Source organism: Mesorhizobium sp. 131-2-1 (genome assembly GCF_016756535.1).
In the GTDB taxonomy this organism is placed as follows: domain Bacteria; phylum Pseudomonadota; class Alphaproteobacteria; order Rhizobiales; family Rhizobiaceae; genus Mesorhizobium.
This window is the reverse complement of the sequence record NZ_AP023247.1, coordinates 5,018,839-5,033,608: the sequence shown is the minus strand read 5'-3', so window position 1 is coordinate 5,033,608 and position 14,770 is coordinate 5,018,839. Positions and strand designations below refer to the sequence as shown.

The following is a 14,770-nucleotide window of genomic DNA, read 5'->3' as shown; positions in this document are numbered from 1 at the left end:
CGCGTGCGGGAGGCAGCATGGCAAATCCGGTTCTGGTCGAGGTTCTGCGCGGCGCGGTGGTCGAGAGTGCCCATCGTGGCGCGGTCGCTGTCTTCGACGCCGACGGCAAGCCGTTGCTGGAGATTGGCGACACGGCGCGTCCGGTGTTTCCGCGCTCGGCGGTGAAGGCGATCCAGGCGCTGCCGTTGGTCGAAAGCGGCACGGCCGACGCCTATGGCTTTGGCGACCGTGAACTGGCGCTCGCATGCGCCTCGCATTCCGGCGAGCCGGCGCATGTCGAACTGGCGCAAGCCATGCTGGCGAAAGCCGGTCTCGACAGAACCGCGCTGGAATGCGGTGCGCATTGGCCGTCGAGCCATGAAGCGGAGATTGCTCTCGCCCGTACCGGCAGCGTGCCGAATGCGCTGCACAACAACTGCTCCGGCAAGCATTCAGGTTTCCTCTGCACCTGCGTGCACGCCGGCATCGCCCATCGCGGCTACGTCAAAGCCGGCCATGCGCAGCAGGAGATGGTCCGCGACGCCATGCAGTCGGTCACCGGCGCCGCCCATGACGTCTCCCATTGCGCGACCGATGGCTGCTCCATCCCGACCTATGCCGTGCCGCTGAAAAGCTTCGCGCTGGGCTTTGCCCGCATGGCGACGGGCAGGGGCTTTTCGCCGCTGCGCGCCAAAGCGGCAAAGCGGCTTTTGTCTGCCTGCATGGCCGAGCCGTTCCTTGTCGCCGGAACCGGCAAGGCCGATGTCGCGCTGATGCAGGCGGCTCCCGGCCGCATCTTTGTCAAGACCGGCGCCGAGGGCGTCTATTGCGCCGCCGTTCCCGAGCTTGGCCTCGGCATTGCACTGAAATGCGATGACGGCGCCGGCCGCGCCGCCGAGGTGATGATCGCCGCTGTGCTGGCCAAGCTGCTCAGCGACGACCAGGCGCTGGCGGCAAGGCTCATCGAACAGGCCAATCCGCCGGTCCAAAGCCGCATCGGCGCCAAGGTGGGTTCGCTAAGGCCGACAGCTGCATTTGGCTAGCGAGCTCTAGATCGCCGAACGCGCCGCGGCGAGCGCGGCATTCGACAGGGCTTCCCGTAGGCCGGTGCGGACCACTGCCGGATCATAGCTCTTGCGGGCGAAGACCTCGCGCACCATTGGGGCGAAGAGATCCAGCGGCCGGGTCGGGTAGTCCGGGTCGAAGCTCGACTGGTCCCATTTTTCGCAGAACTCCGCGCAGTCGTCGAAATACTCGCTGTCCCTAAAGGCATCCCGCTTGTGCGGGTTCGCGCCGACGTGCTCGCCATAATAGACCAGCTGAAAGTCGCCGTGCTTCTCGACAACCCATGCACATTGCTCGCGCACGAAGGGGCGCAGGATCGCGGCAGCGTATTCGTCGTGGTTGTAGGGAGCGTAGATGTCGCCGATGTCGTGCAGCAGTGCAGACACCACCCAGTCGATGTCGGCGCCAGCGTTCCAGGCGCGCGTGGCGGCCTGCAGCGAATGACCGAGCCGCGTCACCTTGTAGCCTGACAGCGATTTGTCGAGTTCGACCATCGCCGCCAGAAGCCGATCTGCCGTGCCGGCCGCAAATTCGATTTCGTGTTCGGTCAGGAAGGCATAATCCTCGCGGTCGCCGTCCTTCATCTGGGTGAACTTCACGGTTTCCATTGTCGAAACTCCAATTGCTGGTTGCCGTCAGCGGCCCATTTCGAGATAGATGTCGTCGCCGTCGACATGCACTGGAAAAGTGCGCGCCTTCAGCTTGTCGTCGACCAGGCATTTGCCGGACCGGATGTCGAACTCCCATCCATGCCAGGCGCAGCGGATGATCTCGCCGGCGCGCTCGTAGACGAACTCGGTCTTGTCCGTTTGCCTGGTGGTGCCGGATATCGGCCCTTCGCAAAGCTGGCCCGCCCGATGCGGGCAGACGTTGAGCAGGGCGGCGTAGCCATCCTCGAGCTGGAAGATGCCGACGCTGAGGCGGCCGTAAGGAACGATCCTCGGCTTGCCCACCGCGACGTCGGCAGTCTTGCAGGCGAAGGTGAGTGCGGGAGCGGTCGCGGCGGCGCTCATCAGGCGACCCTCGCTGTGGCGGCCGGAGCCTCGATGCGCTTGTAGACCTCCAGCGCATTCAGCCCCATGACCTTCTCGCGCCATGCCGGCGGGATGTGCAGATTGGTCGGCGCGTCGAAGTCCCAGTGCGGATAGTCGGAGGCGAAAAGCAGCGTGTTCTGCCCGTCCATGTGCTCCAGCGTCTCCCAGAGGTGCTTGACGTTCTGCGGCTGCTCGAGCGGCTGGGTGCTGAAGCGGATGTTGCGGCGGCAATATTCCGACGGCAGCATCTTCAGCCACGGCGTCTCCTTGCGCAGCGCCTTGAAGTTGGCGTCGAGCCGCCACATCAGCGACGGCACCCACGACACGCCGCACTCGATGACGACGAAATAGAGGTCGGGATATTTCTCGAAGACGCCGTTGGAAATCATGCTGACCACATGGGTCATCGCCGGCTGGCTGAGGAGGGCGTGCGTTTCCCAGTAGTAGGCGGTCGGGCCGCTGGCGACCGCGTTGTGGTTGACACCGCCCTGGCCGCCGAAATGGATGGCGAAGGGCAGGCCGACCTCTGCGCAGGCCTCGTAGATCGGATGGTAGAAAGGATCGCCATAGGGGCGCTGAGAGCCGTGGCTTGCCAGGACTTGGACGATGTCCTTGTGGCCGCCGAGCCGCCGGATCTCTGCTGCCGCGCCATGCGGGTCGGTCGGCGAAATGATGATCGATCCCTTGAAGCGGCTGTCTTTCGGCAGCCACCAGTCGATCATGTAATCATTGTAGGCTTTCACCAGCGCGTTGGCATAGTGGTAGTTGGCCAGCGTCGAGGCTTCCAGAGGCTCGTCAGCGGTGAGGATCGCCACGTCGATACCGTAGAGATCGAGGTGCTTCTCCTTCATGATCAGGTAGTTGTCTTCCTCGGTCTGAGGGCGGATATCGTGCCGCGAAAAGCCCTCCGGATGCAGCCAGGGGCGGTGGCCATGCGGAAAGCTTCCCGTTGGGCCGGGTTTTTCGCCGCGCACCAGGAAATCGCGCCAATAGGGTTCGAGATAGGGGAGCAGCACCTCGGCGCTGGACCAGTAATTGTGAACGTCGGTGTCGACGATGAACATGGATGCTTCGCCTGCCATGGGGTGGGATGGATGAAGCGACCGTGCGCTTCGGCGGCCGAACCGGCAACGCAACCAGGGACAGGGTATTAATCGAAGAATCCGATTACCCGTTGCGGAGCGCGGTGAAAAAGCGATAGCCGTTGCGGGATTTTTCCGTTGGATGGCCGAAATGCAGATCGAACTCCTGGATACGTTCCTTGACTTGATCGAAACCCGCAACTTCAACAGGACGGCGGAGCGGCTGGGCATCACCCAGTCAACCGTTTCGAGCCGCATCCGCACGCTGGAAGCGCTGCTGGACAAGCAGCTTTTCATCCGCGGCAAGAGCGGCACCGAGCCGACGGTCGCAGGCCTGAGGTTCGAGGAACATGCGCGTGCGGTCAGGCTGCGCTGGCTCGACGCCCGCCGCGAAATCCAATCGGTCGGCAAGTTCGATCGCCTGATCCGCATCGGCATCCAGTTCGAGCTATACGAGCGCGTGCTGGAAGGGTGGCTGGAATGGGTGCGGGCAACGATGCCGAAGCTCGCGATCTATGTCGAGATCGACTACTCGAACCAGATGATCCTCGACCTCACCACCGGCAGCCTCGATTTGGCGGTGCTCTATTCACCGCAGCACCTGCCGGACATGCACTACGAACAGATCGCCGAGGAGAACTTCGTCATGGTTTCGACGCGCGGCCTTGCCTTCGGCGAGATTACGGCGGCGGACTACATCCGTGCCAATTACTCGGCCTTCTTCAACCGTGCCCACAAGCAGATGCTGCCGGAGCTGGAAAACAGCCCGGTCTCGACCGGAAACGGCGGCGCCGTTGCCTATCTCCTGCGCAGCCGGGGTGGCACCGCCTTCGTCACCGAGACGGTGGCGACGAAATTGCGGCAGGAGGGCGTGGTGCAGCTCGTTGCCGATGCGCCGAAGATCTCACATCCCATCTATTCAGCCGTGCATGTCAGGCACCACCATTCCCACACCCATGTTCGCCTGCTCAAGGCGCTCAAATTGATGACGTCGTGAGAACCAGAGCGACGACGGGCTCTAAAGGTCGATGGCAATGTCGCCCCTTGGCGTGCTGCAGCAGGCGAGGATGAAGCCGTCCTGACGCTCCATATCCGACAGGCCGCCCATATCGTTCAAGTCAACCTCGCCTTCGAGCAGCTTGACCTTGCAGGTGCCGCACACGCCCATCCGGCACGATGTGTCGATGTAGACACCCTCGGCTTCAGCCAGTTCCAGGATCGTGGCGTTGTCGCCGGCCTCACAGCGGACACCGGAACGCTCGAAGGCGACAATAGCCTTCGCCGTCGGAGACATCCTCTTCGCGGTCGCCAGCACGGCGCCAAAGGCTTCCTCGAAAATCCGTCCGGCCGGAACCCCGAGTTCGACCATGTGACGGCGCATCGTCTGCATGAAGCCTGCAGGTCCGCACAGGAAGACCGCGCGTGCCGTCGCGTCCGGAACAAGCCGCGCCAGCCGCGCCATATCCAGCCGGCCGATGACACGCGGATCGGGGGAGCCCGATGCCTGGCTGCACACCGTTTCGACGCGCAGCTTCGGCATGCTCTCGGAGAGCATCCGGAGTTCATGGCCGAAAAGGATGTCGTCCGGCGTGCGGGCGCATTGGATGAACGCGACGTCCAGATCCTCGCCGTTGTCGTGCAGGTCACGCACCATCGACATCAGTGGCGTGATGCCGCTTCCGGCGCAGAGGAACAGGGCCTTCTCTACGGCGCGGCCCTCCAGCGTGAAGTCGCCGCCGGCGTCGCTGATCTCGACAGCGCTGCCTTCGCCGAAGTGGTCGTGCAGGATGCGCGTCGCCCTGCCGTCTGCAGCCGCCTTGATCGTCAAGGCGATGCGGTCCGCCCGGGTTGGCGGTGAGGCAATGGTGAACACCCGTGAGTACGTCTGGCCACCCGAGGAGAAACGGATGGTGACGAACTGCCCAGCTAGGAAATCGAAGGCCCGGCCATCGGCCCTCTTGAACACCAGGGTGACGACGTCACCGGTTTCTTGGATGCGGCCCGTGCACAGGCAAGGATGCATGCCGCGTGATGGCGATCCTGTGTCGATGAGAGCGATATTGGCGTCCATGCGGCCATGACCTGGAAGGAACGGAATATCGACCGTCCTAGCAGATCAGGCGATCTCGTCCTCGCGTCTCGTTGATCGCCAAAAGCGTTCAGGCCGCTTCCAACTGAAGCGTCTTCAGCTTCGTTGTCATGTCAGCGCCAAGCGTCTTTTCCGAATATTCGATGAGCAGCGTCCTCGCCTCCAAACGTGAGATATCGTCGTCGGAGTGCCCCCGCCTCAGCCAAAGGCCGTCGAGCATGGCGGCAAAGCCACGCACGAAATGGTCGATCTCGCCCTTCGCACAAAATGGCGAAAGCGCCGAGCCTATGTTCGACCGCAGCCGCTTGTAGAACAGCTGCTGCAGACGTGCGTAGCGGGGGTTGTGCGCCGCTTCCGCGTAGAAGGAGATCCAGGCGTTCGCCGTGTTGCGTTCGAATTTCTCTTCCGGAAAATTGCCGTCGACAATCGCCATCAAACGATCCCATCGGGTCTCTGCCTGACGGAGATTGACCACAACCGCATCCATCAGAAGGCGATTGGCGAACCGCACCATTTCAAAGAGGACCTGGTCCTTGTCCTTGAAATAATAGGTCAAAATACCCTGCGACATGCCAGCCTCATGGCATATCCGGGTCGTCGTCAGGCCCTTCAGCCCATCACGCAGAAAGATGCGATGCGCTGCCTCGATCAGCTCGATCCGCCGGATATCTTCGATCCGGGTCTTCTGCTTTTTCGCTTTGGTTGCCATGCGATTCTTATAACTGACCGATTTTTTGTACGCTCTAACAAATTTTTCTCTTGTCATATAATTTTCGCGAGCCTAGGCTGCCAGGACAAGACAAATGCAATGCCTCGACCGCAACTGCGCCGGCATCGCCGGAACGAGGCGACGTGTGCGAGGCGGAGGCCCAACGGAGTATCGATGACGTTGAACACATCCACTATGCGGGCTGCGGTCTTGTCCAAATACGGCGAGCCGCTTGACGTCACCAGCGTGCCACGCCCCATCGCCGGGCCAGGCCAGATCCTGGTGCGGCTGCAGGTCTGCGGGGTCTGCCACACCGATGTGCACATCTGGCGCGGCGAGAGTGTTCCGCCGCATGCGCCTTCGCCCTTTGTCATGGGCCATGAGGGCATCGGCCGCGTCGAGGCGCTCGGAGCAGGCGTGAGCGGCTGGACGCCCGGTGAGAGGGTGGGCGTCCCCTGGATCCACGACACCTGCTGCCATTGCGACGAATGCCTGGATGGCTATGAGTCGTTCTGCCAGCACCATCGGGCGCATGGATTAAACGTGCCTGGCGCCTTTGCCGAATACGTCGTCTGCGATGCCAGGTTTGCCGTTGCGCTGCCCGAGACGATCGACCCTGTGAGCACGGCCCCGGTGATGTGCGCCGGCATTACCGCTTACGGCGCGGTGAGGCGGGCCGCGCTGAAGGCGGGCGAGAGCGCCATCGTCTTCGGCTGCGGTGGGCTTGGCCTCTATGCGGTGCAGATCGCCAGCCGGCTCGGCGTCAACGTGCTGGCGGTCGATCGCGACCCGGCGAAGCTGGAAATCGCGCGCCGTTATGGCGCGACAGAAACCGAGATCGCCGATGTCAGCTTGCCGTCGAGGCTGGCAGCGAAGGGCACGAAGTATCATGCCTGCATCAATTTCGCGCCGACAACCGCGACGTGGGACGCAATGGTCGCGGGTATTCGTCCACGTGGAAGAATCATTGCCGCTGCCATGGTGTTCGAGCCAGTGCCGCTCATCCAGGAATGGCTGACGGCGACCGGCGTCGTCGTCACCGGAACCAGCGTTGGCACGCGACAGGAGATGCGCGAACTGATCGCTATGCACGCGGAACGACCCCTGGAAACCATGGTCGAGACCATAACTCTTGAGGAGGTGACCGACGCACTGATCGCGCTTGAAAAAGGGCAGTCAAAAGGTCGTTTCGTAATCAGGTTCTGAGAGCAACGCAGCGGTTCAACAAACCATTCTCGCAGCTGCGGGCGTGGCGCGGGAAAGTGCTGATTTCAGGTGAAGTTGGAAGTCCAAGAAAAACGGACGCAACCATGCTGCTGCGGCCGCAACGGGCGAAGAAAGTAACCGCCCTACAAACCGATTCACAATGGGAGAATCCTCGATGTCGCGTAGAACCATTTTCGCCGCCGGCTTTGGCCTGGTGGCTTTCCTGTCCACGGGCGTGGCCTTCGCCGCCGACCCGGCGAGTTGCAAAAAGGTGCGCCTGTCAGACGTCGGCTGGACGGACATCCAGGCGACCACGGGCATCGCCTCCGTCCTCCTGACCGCGCTCGGCTACGAGCCCGAATCGACCCAGCTCTCCGTGCCGGTGACCTTGGCCTCGCTGAAGAACAAGGACGTCGACGTCTTCCTCGGTAACTGGATGCCGTCGATGACCAACGAAGTGAAGCCCTATCTCGACGAAAAGACGATCGAGTCGGTCAGCACGAACCTCGAAGGCGCCGGTTACGGCATCGTCGTGCCGACTTATGTAGCTGATGCCGGTGTCAAGACGCTTACCGACCTCGGCAAGTTCAAGGACAGGTTCGGCGCCAAGATCTACGGCATCGAGGCTGGCAATGACGGCAACCGCATCATCCTCGACATGATCAAGAACCCGAAGGACAATCTGGAAGGCTTCGAACTGGTGGAGTCGTCGGAAGCCGGTATGCTGACCCAGGCTGAGCAGTCGATGAAGAACAACGAGTGGATCGTCTTCCTTGGCTGGACGCCGCACCCGGTGATGGGCGAGATGAAGCTCACCTATCTCGACGGCATGGGCGATTCCGGTTTCGGCGCCGCCATCGTCCACACCCTCGTGCGCGCCGGCTATCTGACCGAATGTCCGAATGCAGGCAAGTTCGTCTCCAATCTGAAATTCAACCTGGGTATGGAAGGCGTGATGATGGATGCTATCCTGAAGGGTGCCGAAGCCAACACTGCGGCGACCGACTGGCTGAAGGCCAACCCGGACGCTGTCACTCCATGGCTTGCCGGCGTCACGACCTTCGACGGTGGCGATGCGGCCGCCGCGGTGAAGACCGCGCTGCAATAGGTCCGTCCCCTTGTGAGGAGGGTCGCGAGCCGGACAGAGCGGCGAGGTGGGGATCGGCGACTTGGACGCGCGCGTGCAAGTGCCGATCAGGCGATGTCGTCCTCGCGTCTCCTTGATCGCCAAAAGCGTTCAGGCGATCCTGGGTCTAGCTGACGTGATTGCGCTCGACGGCCAGATGGCCGTGCCCCGTGCTAGTTGACTGGGCGAGGTCGCCGGTTGCCGGCTCCGCCCAGCGCTGGCCGATGATGGCGCCGTTCAGCGCGCCGTCGATGACATTGTCGGAGATGATCGCCGTTCCCGCGCCTTCGACCACCGAGACGGCAATGCCGGTTCCGGCCTTGCGGATGATGTTGCCGGTGGCCACGACATTGCGCAGATACGGCCCCCAGCCGATCTGCATGCCGTAGAGCGGCGCGTTCTCGACGACATTGGCGGACACCGTGGTGTCGGCCTCGACGCTGATGCCGACGCCGAAGCCGGGCGCGTCGGCGGGGTAGGGGCCGACGGTCGAGAGATTGCGCACGATGTTGTTCGAGCACACGCCCATGCGGCCGCCTTCGTTGAAATTGACGATCGAAATACCGTTGGCCGCACCGTCTATGATGTTGTTGCCGATGATGACGCCCTCGAAGGAGAATTCGGAATAGAGCGCCGTCTCGCCCGAGCGCGAGCAGGTGTTGCCGGTGACCTGCAGATTGCTGGAGCTGTTGGCGCGGATCGCCGAGAAGGCGCAGTCCGAGACGATGTTGCCCGATATGACGACATTGCCGGCGCGGAAGGCGTTGATGCCGTTGCCGTTCTGGCCGGTGCCGCCGCTCCTCGCGCCGATGCGCTCCACGCGGTTGCCGCTGACGATCGTGCCGTCCTCCGCTTGCTGCCAGCGATGCACGAGGATGCCGCCATTGGCGCAGTCGGAGACCGTATTGCCGGAGATCTCCAGCCCGCCGGCCTCGACCGAATAGATGCCGGCATCGGCCGCGCCGGAAATGTCGGAGCGCTCGACCCGGCCCGAAACATGCTGCAGCGCCAGTCCGTTCTTGCCGCTGCCAGTGACCTGGCAATTGTCGACGACGAGGTGGGCGACGCGGCGCAAGTCGAGCAGTCCTTGCGTGTAATCGGCCAGCCAGCGGTTCGAGCCGTCGAGCACCAGCCCGCTGAGCTCGATATGCTCGGCCTGCTCGGCCATCATCAAGTGGCCGTTGCCGCCATAGACGATGCGCGTGGCGCCCGGCACGCCGGACAGGCGCAGTCGCGCCGGCAGCTTGAGATTGGAGACGACATAGGTGCCCTGCGGCAAGAACACAGGCGCGTCGCGCTCGCTGGCATCGTTGAGAAGCTTGGCGAAGGCTTTGCTCTGGTCGTCGAGCGCGCCCGGCTGCACGCCAAGCTCGGCAGCGTTGATCGAGCCGCGCATCGAGGCCTTCTCGATTCCCGGCAGCACCTTCGCCGAGGCCTTGCCGAGGCAAAGGCCGGCCACGGCAAAGCCGGCGGTCTGGGCAAGCAGCGTTCGTCTGTCCAACATCGGCACAGGTCCTGGCGTTTGCCATCTGCGTCGCAGGAATCGTGCCAGGCCAGCCGTCGCACTACGACTTGTGCCCAGGCCACACCGGGCCTAAGTTCATTGGATGAGCAGAGCTTTCACCCGCGAAGAAGACAGCGAGAATGCCATCGCCGGCGTCGGCGAGCGGCCGATCAGCACGCACCGCAATCTGGTGACGGAGCGCGGCCTAGCGATGATCGAGGACAATCTCGCTGAATTGCGCGACATTCTGGCGAAGGCCGAAAGGAAGGGCGACCGCGAACGGATTGCCGTCGTGTCGCGCGACCTGCGCTACTGGACCGCGCGGCGCGAGAACGCCGAGCTTTCCGCGCCGGAGCCGGGCAGCGACGTGGTCCGCTTCGGCATGGGCGTCACGCTGGAAGGCGACGACGGCAAGAAGGTGCACTGGCGCATCGTCGGCGAGGACGAGGCCGATCCGTCAAAGGGTAGCATTTCCCATGTCTCGCCGATGGCCGTGGCGCTGTTCGGCAAGAAGGTCGGCGACGTGGCTGCGGTCAACGGCAAGGAATGGGAGATCACCAAGCTTTCGGACGGCTAATCCTCGAGCTTGACGACGTGGTCGCGGAAGAAGGCTGCCGCGCCCGCCTCGTCGATCTCGCCTGCGGCAACGCCCATCACGAATTCGTAGACCGTTCCGTTGTCTGCCGTAAGGCTGTAGCCGTTGATGATCAGGAAAGCGCCCGCGGCGACCATGGCCGTACGCTTGTTGCCATCGACGAAAGCATGGTTCCTGGCAATGCCGAAGAAATAGGCCGCCGCTAAATCCTCGACCGACGGATCTCCATAGTTGGCCTTGTTCTCGGCACGGGCGAGCGCGGATTCGAGAGCATTCTCGTCTCTCAAACCTTGGGCGCCGCCATGGCGGCGCAACTGCTCCGCATGCATCGCTTCGACGGCGCGACGCGACAGAAACTCCCAGCTCATTCGGCGAGCTTCTGAAGCGCAACCTTGTACTTATCCATGACCCTGCGGGCAGCTTCCATCTGCCGCTCGAAGCTGTCGTCCACCGGTTCAAGGGCAATGCCTTTGTCCGTCTCGACGATCTGAAGCTGGTCGCCCGCCTTCATGTTCAAGCGGTCGAGAAGCTCTTTAGGCAGGATAACGCCTTCGGAATTGCCGATCTTGCGAATGGTGGTGTTCATAACGGATCATCCCTGTTGCAACGCCGATTATAACGCGAGGCGCCGATTGTTGCAACGGCAATTATAACGCCCTTATGCTGCAGCCAGCAGTCGGTCCATAAGCCTGTCCGCCGCCTCCGGAATGACAGTGCCCGGCGGGAAGATTTCCGCCGCTCCAGCTTTGAGCACGGCGTCATAATCCTGAGGCGGAATGACACCGCCGGCGACGATCAGCATGTCGCCATGGCCGAGCTTCTTCAGCGCCTCCCTGAGCTCCGGAATGAGCGTCAGGTGTCCCGCCGCCAGCGAGGAGGCGCCGATGATGTGGACGTCATGCTGGACCGCCAGTTTCGCGATCTCCTCCGGCGTCTGGAACATCGGACCGACGGTGACGTCGAAGCCGAGATCGGCAAAGGCGGTGGCGATCACCTTCTGGCCGCGGTCGTGGCCGTCCTGTCCCATCTTGGCGACCAGGATGCGCGGCTTGCCGCCGGACGTCTTCTCGAACGCCTCGATCTTGTCCTGCAGCTTTTCGAGCGCCGGATTGTCGCCGAGCGCATCGCGGTAGACGCCGGAGATCGTCTGCACCGAGGCGACATGGCGCCCGAAGACCTTTTCCAGCGCCAGCGAAATCTCGCCGACGGTCGCGTTGGCGCGCGCCGCGCGGATGGCGAATTCAAGCAGGTTCCCGTCGCTCTCGGCCGCGCGGGTCAGCGCGGCAAGCGCGCTTTCGACCGCGCCGACGTCGCGCGTGCCTTTCAGCCGCTGCAGCTTCGCCAGTTGCCGGGCCTTGACCTCGGCATTGTCGATCTTGAGCACGTCGACCGCGATGTCGGTCTGAGGCCGGTGCGCGTTGACGCCGACCAGCACCTGCTCGCCGGAATCGATGCGCGCCTGGGTGCGGGCGGCCGCTTCCTCGATGCGCAGCTTGGGAATGCCTTGCTCGATCGCCGCGGCCATGCCGCCAAGGCTCTCGACCTCCTCGATATGGGCGAGCGCGCGCGCCGCGAGATCATGCGTCAGGCGCTCGACGAAGGCCGAGCCGCCCCAGGGATCGACGATGCGCGTGGTGCCGGATTCCTTCTGCAGGATAAGCTGCGTGTTGCGGGCGACGCGGGCCGAATGGTCGGTCGGCAGCGCCATCGCCTCGTCGAAGGAATTGGTGTGCAGCGACTGCGTGTGGCCTTGCGTCGCCGCCATCGCCTCGATCATCGTGCGGGTGATGTTGTTGTACGGATCCTGCGCTGTCAGCGACCATCCGGACGTCTGGCAATGGGTGCGCAGCGACAGCGAGCGCTCGTCCTTCGGCGAAAAGTTCTTCGCCATCAGGCTCGACCACAGCAGGCGTGCGGCCCGCAGCTTGGCGACCTCCATGAAGAAGTCCATGCCGACCGCCCAGAAGAAGGACAGCCGCGGCGCGAAGCGGTCGATATCGAGCCCGGCGGCGACACCGGCGCGGGCATACTCGATGCCGTCGGCGATGGTGTAGGCGAGCTCCAGGTCGGCCGTCGCGCCCGCCTCCTGCATGTGGTAGCCGGAGATCGAGATCGAATTGAACTTCGGCATGTGCCGCGAGGTGTAGGCGAAAATGTCCGACACGATCCGCATCGAGGGTTTCGGCGGATAGATGTAGGTGTTGCGGACCATGAACTCCTTCAGGATGTCGTTCTGGATGGTTCCAGCGAGATCCTTCTCGGCAACGCCCTGTTCTTCGGCCGCGACGATGTAGAGCGCCATGACCGGCAGCACCGCGCCGTTCATCGTCATCGACACCGTCATTTCGCCGAGCGGGATGCCGTCAAACAGCTGGCGCATGTCGAGGATGGAGTCGATCGCCACGCCCGCCATGCCGACATCGCCGGCGACGCGCGGATGGTCGCTGTCATAGCCGCGATGGGTGGCAAGGTCGAAGGCGACCGACAGGCCCTTCTGCCCGGCGGCGAGGTTGCGCCGGTAGAAGGCGTTGGATTCCTCCGCCGTCGAAAACCCCGCATATTGCCGGATCGTCCATGGCTGCTGGACATACATTGTCGGGTAGGGGCCGCGCACGAAAGGCGGCAGGCCCGGATAGGTATCGAGGTTCGCCAGCCCTTTGAGATCGCCCTGCGTATAGAGATGTTTGACGGCGATGCCTTCCGGCGTCATCCGCTGGCCCTTGAGCTCGACCGGCGCACGCCGAGGCGCGGACCAGCCGATCTGGCTGAAATCGGGGATCATGCGCCGGCTCCGATCGACTGGTCGATGCGCACCGGAAACAGCGGCTCACACACAGCGACGCCCTCCGTCAGCGCCGGCCGCCGCTCCGCCGGCAGGGTCTCGACCTGGCGCTCGCTGCCGGCGCGGAACAGCGTGGTGCCGATGATCGCGCGCGAGCCTGTCCGGTACTCGGCATTGCGCTTCGCCGCGGCCGTCTGCACGCGGTTCTGGATATATCCTTGCTGCAGGCTCGCCAGCACGCCGCCCTCGGCCTCGATGCGCTGGAGTTCCTCCCACGCTGTCGCGCAGAGATCATTGGTCAGCGCCTCGACCGCGCCCGAGCCGCTGGCGGGATCGGCGACATGATCGACATGGCTTTCATGCGCCATGATCAGCTGGGCGTTGCGGGCGACGCGGCGGGCAAAGCCGGCCGGCAGCCCGTGCGCGATGGTGTGCGGCAGGATGGAGATCGAATCGGCCCCGCCGGCGGCGGCCGCGAAACAGGCGATCGCCGTGCGCAATATGTTGGTTTCCGGGTCCGCCGTCGTCATCATGCGATAGGATGTCTCGGCATGGATGCTGGCGGTCGAGGCCGGGATCGAGCAGACTTCCTGGATGCGGGCCCACAGCCGGCGCAGCGCCCGCACCTTGGCCATCGACAGCAACTGGTCCTGGTCGACGCTGAGCGCGAAGCCGATATGGGGCGCGGCATAGACCAGCGGCTGCCGCGCCTTCTCGAACATCCTGAGATAGGAGACCGCGGAGGCGAGCATCGTGCCGAGCTCCTGCGCCTCGGTGGCGCCGGCATTGTGGAAGACGCGCCCGTCGGCCTCGAGCAGCACGCCCGGCACGCCCATTGAGAAGAAATGCGCCATCGATTGCGGCATCGATTCCTGCAGCGCTTCGATCGACATGCGCAGCCGGCCGGTGCCGGCGAAGATCGCCGCCGGATCGATGCCGAACGAGAGGTTGAGCTTGGTCGGATCGGAGCGGCGCTTGCCGAGGAACGCCACCAGCCAGTCGGCCACCGCGCGGCTCCAGGGATGGGCGTCTATGCGGACCTGGACGCGATTGAGCGGCACGCCGTCGAGCACCGTCTCCAGCGCCTCGGCCGTCCGTGGCAGGCCGTAGCCGAAAGCGTTCGGCGCGCCCTCGAAGACCAGCGACAGGCCGGTGGCGCCCTGCGCGACATCCTCCAGCGCCTGCGCCTTGGCGCGGGCGACATCCGGATCGTCGACACGCTGGCTGACGATCCATGACGCTCCGGGATTTGCCCTGACCAGCGGTTCGGCGGTGACCGAACGCTCATAGAGCGGCTCGATGCGGATGCCGTCGTCGCTGTGGGAAACGAGCCGCTCCTCGAAGGAGCCTCCGGCCAGCGCCTTTTCGGCAAGCGTCAGCCAGCGCTGGCGGTCAGCGTTCTGAAGGTCGACTTCCCTGGTCAAGGCGCCGGCGCCCATCCGTTCTCCTCCCTTACAGCGCCGCGCGCAGCGTACGCTGTAGCACCTTTGATTCAGCGCGTGATCCTTTCGTGGTCATGCGCCGTCTGCCGCATCAATCGAACCGTCAGTCTAAGGTTCCACGGCCGATATCACAATGCGCCACGCAGGCGGCCGGGTG

The 14,770-nt window shown here is 63.8% G+C and carries 15 protein-coding genes; 5 read left to right on the top strand and 10 right to left on the bottom strand.

The genetic code is table 11. The annotated features are described in order from the left end of the window. Window positions 1-17: 17 nt before the first annotated feature. Window positions 18-1,022, top strand: a complete 1,005-nt coding sequence (locus JG743_RS24670) for an asparaginase (protein WP_202293417.1) — start codon at window positions 18-20, stop codon at window positions 1,020-1,022. A gap of 6 nt (window positions 1,023-1,028) precedes the next feature. Here JG743_RS24670 and JG743_RS24665 read toward each other — a convergent pair whose 3' ends face one another. The 3 genes from JG743_RS24665 to JG743_RS24655 are packed head-to-tail and all read right to left on the bottom strand — an operon-like array spanning window position 1,029 to window position 3,142. Further along, window positions 1,029-1,652, bottom strand: a complete 624-nt coding sequence (locus JG743_RS24665; RefSeq protein ID WP_202293415.1) for an HD domain-containing protein — start codon at window positions 1,650-1,652, stop codon at window positions 1,029-1,031. 27 nt (window positions 1,653-1,679) lie between these two features. Next, window positions 1,680-2,057 (bottom strand): Rieske (2Fe-2S) protein, encoded by a 378-nt coding sequence (locus JG743_RS24660; RefSeq protein WP_202293413.1) that lies wholly within the window; start codon window positions 2,055-2,057, stop codon window positions 1,680-1,682. Then, a complete protein-coding gene (locus JG743_RS24655) occupies window positions 2,057-3,142 on the bottom strand; it encodes an amidohydrolase family protein (RefSeq protein ID WP_202293411.1) in 1,086 nt (361 codons plus the stop codon). The genes JG743_RS24660 and JG743_RS24655 overlap by 1 nt, the downstream gene beginning before the upstream one ends. 169 nt (window positions 3,143-3,311) lie before the next feature. Between JG743_RS24655 and JG743_RS24650 the strand changes: the two genes are divergently transcribed. Further along, complete coding sequence (locus JG743_RS24650; RefSeq protein WP_202293409.1) at window positions 3,312-4,157, top strand: LysR family transcriptional regulator; 846 nt, start codon at window positions 3,312-3,314, stop codon at window positions 4,155-4,157. Window positions 4,158-4,178: 21 nt separating this feature from the next. Here the strand turns inward: JG743_RS24650 and JG743_RS24645 are convergent, their stop codons facing one another. Together JG743_RS24645 and betI are read right to left on the bottom strand one after the other, a co-directional pair. Further along, window positions 4,179-5,231, bottom strand: coding sequence for a flavin reductase family protein (locus JG743_RS24645; RefSeq protein WP_202293407.1), 1,053 nt, complete (start codon window positions 5,229-5,231; stop codon window positions 4,179-4,181). Between the two features lie 88 nt (window positions 5,232-5,319). Further along, window positions 5,320-6,015 (bottom strand): transcriptional regulator BetI, encoded by a 696-nt coding sequence (gene betI / locus JG743_RS24640; RefSeq protein ID WP_202293405.1) that lies wholly within the window; start codon window positions 6,013-6,015, stop codon window positions 5,320-5,322. A 117-nt stretch (window positions 6,016-6,132) separates the two neighbouring features. Between betI and JG743_RS24635 the strand changes: the two genes are divergently transcribed. Next, window positions 6,133-7,164, top strand: a complete 1,032-nt coding sequence (locus JG743_RS24635) for an alcohol dehydrogenase catalytic domain-containing protein (protein WP_202293403.1) — start codon at window positions 6,133-6,135, stop codon at window positions 7,162-7,164. A 175-nt stretch (window positions 7,165-7,339) separates the two neighbouring features. Continuing rightward, window positions 7,340-8,272 (top strand): choline ABC transporter substrate-binding protein, encoded by a 933-nt coding sequence (choX, locus tag JG743_RS24630; RefSeq protein WP_202293401.1) that lies wholly within the window; start codon window positions 7,340-7,342, stop codon window positions 8,270-8,272. A gap of 145 nt (window positions 8,273-8,417) precedes the next feature. On the opposite strand, the gene JG743_RS24625 is transcribed toward choX, so the two are convergent. Next, entirely contained in the window at window positions 8,418-9,794 is a 1,377-nt protein-coding gene (locus JG743_RS24625) for a TIGR03808 family TAT-translocated repetitive protein (protein WP_202293398.1), read from the bottom strand. Window positions 9,795-9,897: 103 nt separating this feature from the next. Between JG743_RS24625 and greA the strand changes: the two genes are divergently transcribed. Continuing rightward, window positions 9,898-10,371 (top strand): transcription elongation factor GreA, encoded by a 474-nt coding sequence (greA, locus tag JG743_RS24620; protein WP_202293396.1) that lies wholly within the window; start codon window positions 9,898-9,900, stop codon window positions 10,369-10,371. Here greA and JG743_RS24615 read toward each other — a convergent pair. The 4 genes from JG743_RS24615 to JG743_RS24600 all read right to left on the bottom strand — a co-directional run bounded on the left by JG743_RS24615 (window position 10,368) and on the right by JG743_RS24600 (window position 14,610). Continuing rightward, window positions 10,368-10,757 (bottom strand): type II toxin-antitoxin system death-on-curing family toxin, encoded by a 390-nt coding sequence (locus JG743_RS24615; protein ID WP_202293394.1) that lies wholly within the window; start codon window positions 10,755-10,757, stop codon window positions 10,368-10,370. The two genes, greA and JG743_RS24615, sit on opposite strands and share 4 nt — an antisense overlap. Continuing rightward, on the bottom strand, window positions 10,754-10,975 hold the full coding sequence (locus JG743_RS24610) for an AbrB/MazE/SpoVT family DNA-binding domain-containing protein (protein ID WP_202293392.1): 222 nt from the start codon (window positions 10,973-10,975) through the stop codon (window positions 10,754-10,756). Before JG743_RS24610 ends, JG743_RS24615 begins: the two co-directional genes overlap by 4 nt. 72 nt (window positions 10,976-11,047) lie before the next feature. After that, window positions 11,048-13,171 (bottom strand): methylmalonyl-CoA mutase, encoded by a 2,124-nt coding sequence (gene scpA, locus JG743_RS24605; protein WP_202293390.1) that lies wholly within the window; start codon window positions 13,169-13,171, stop codon window positions 11,048-11,050. After that, complete coding sequence (locus JG743_RS24600) at window positions 13,168-14,610, bottom strand: methylmalonyl-CoA mutase subunit beta (RefSeq protein WP_202293388.1); 1,443 nt, start codon at window positions 14,608-14,610, stop codon at window positions 13,168-13,170. Before JG743_RS24600 ends, scpA begins: the two co-directional genes overlap by 4 nt. Window positions 14,611-14,770: the final 160 nt, after the last annotated feature.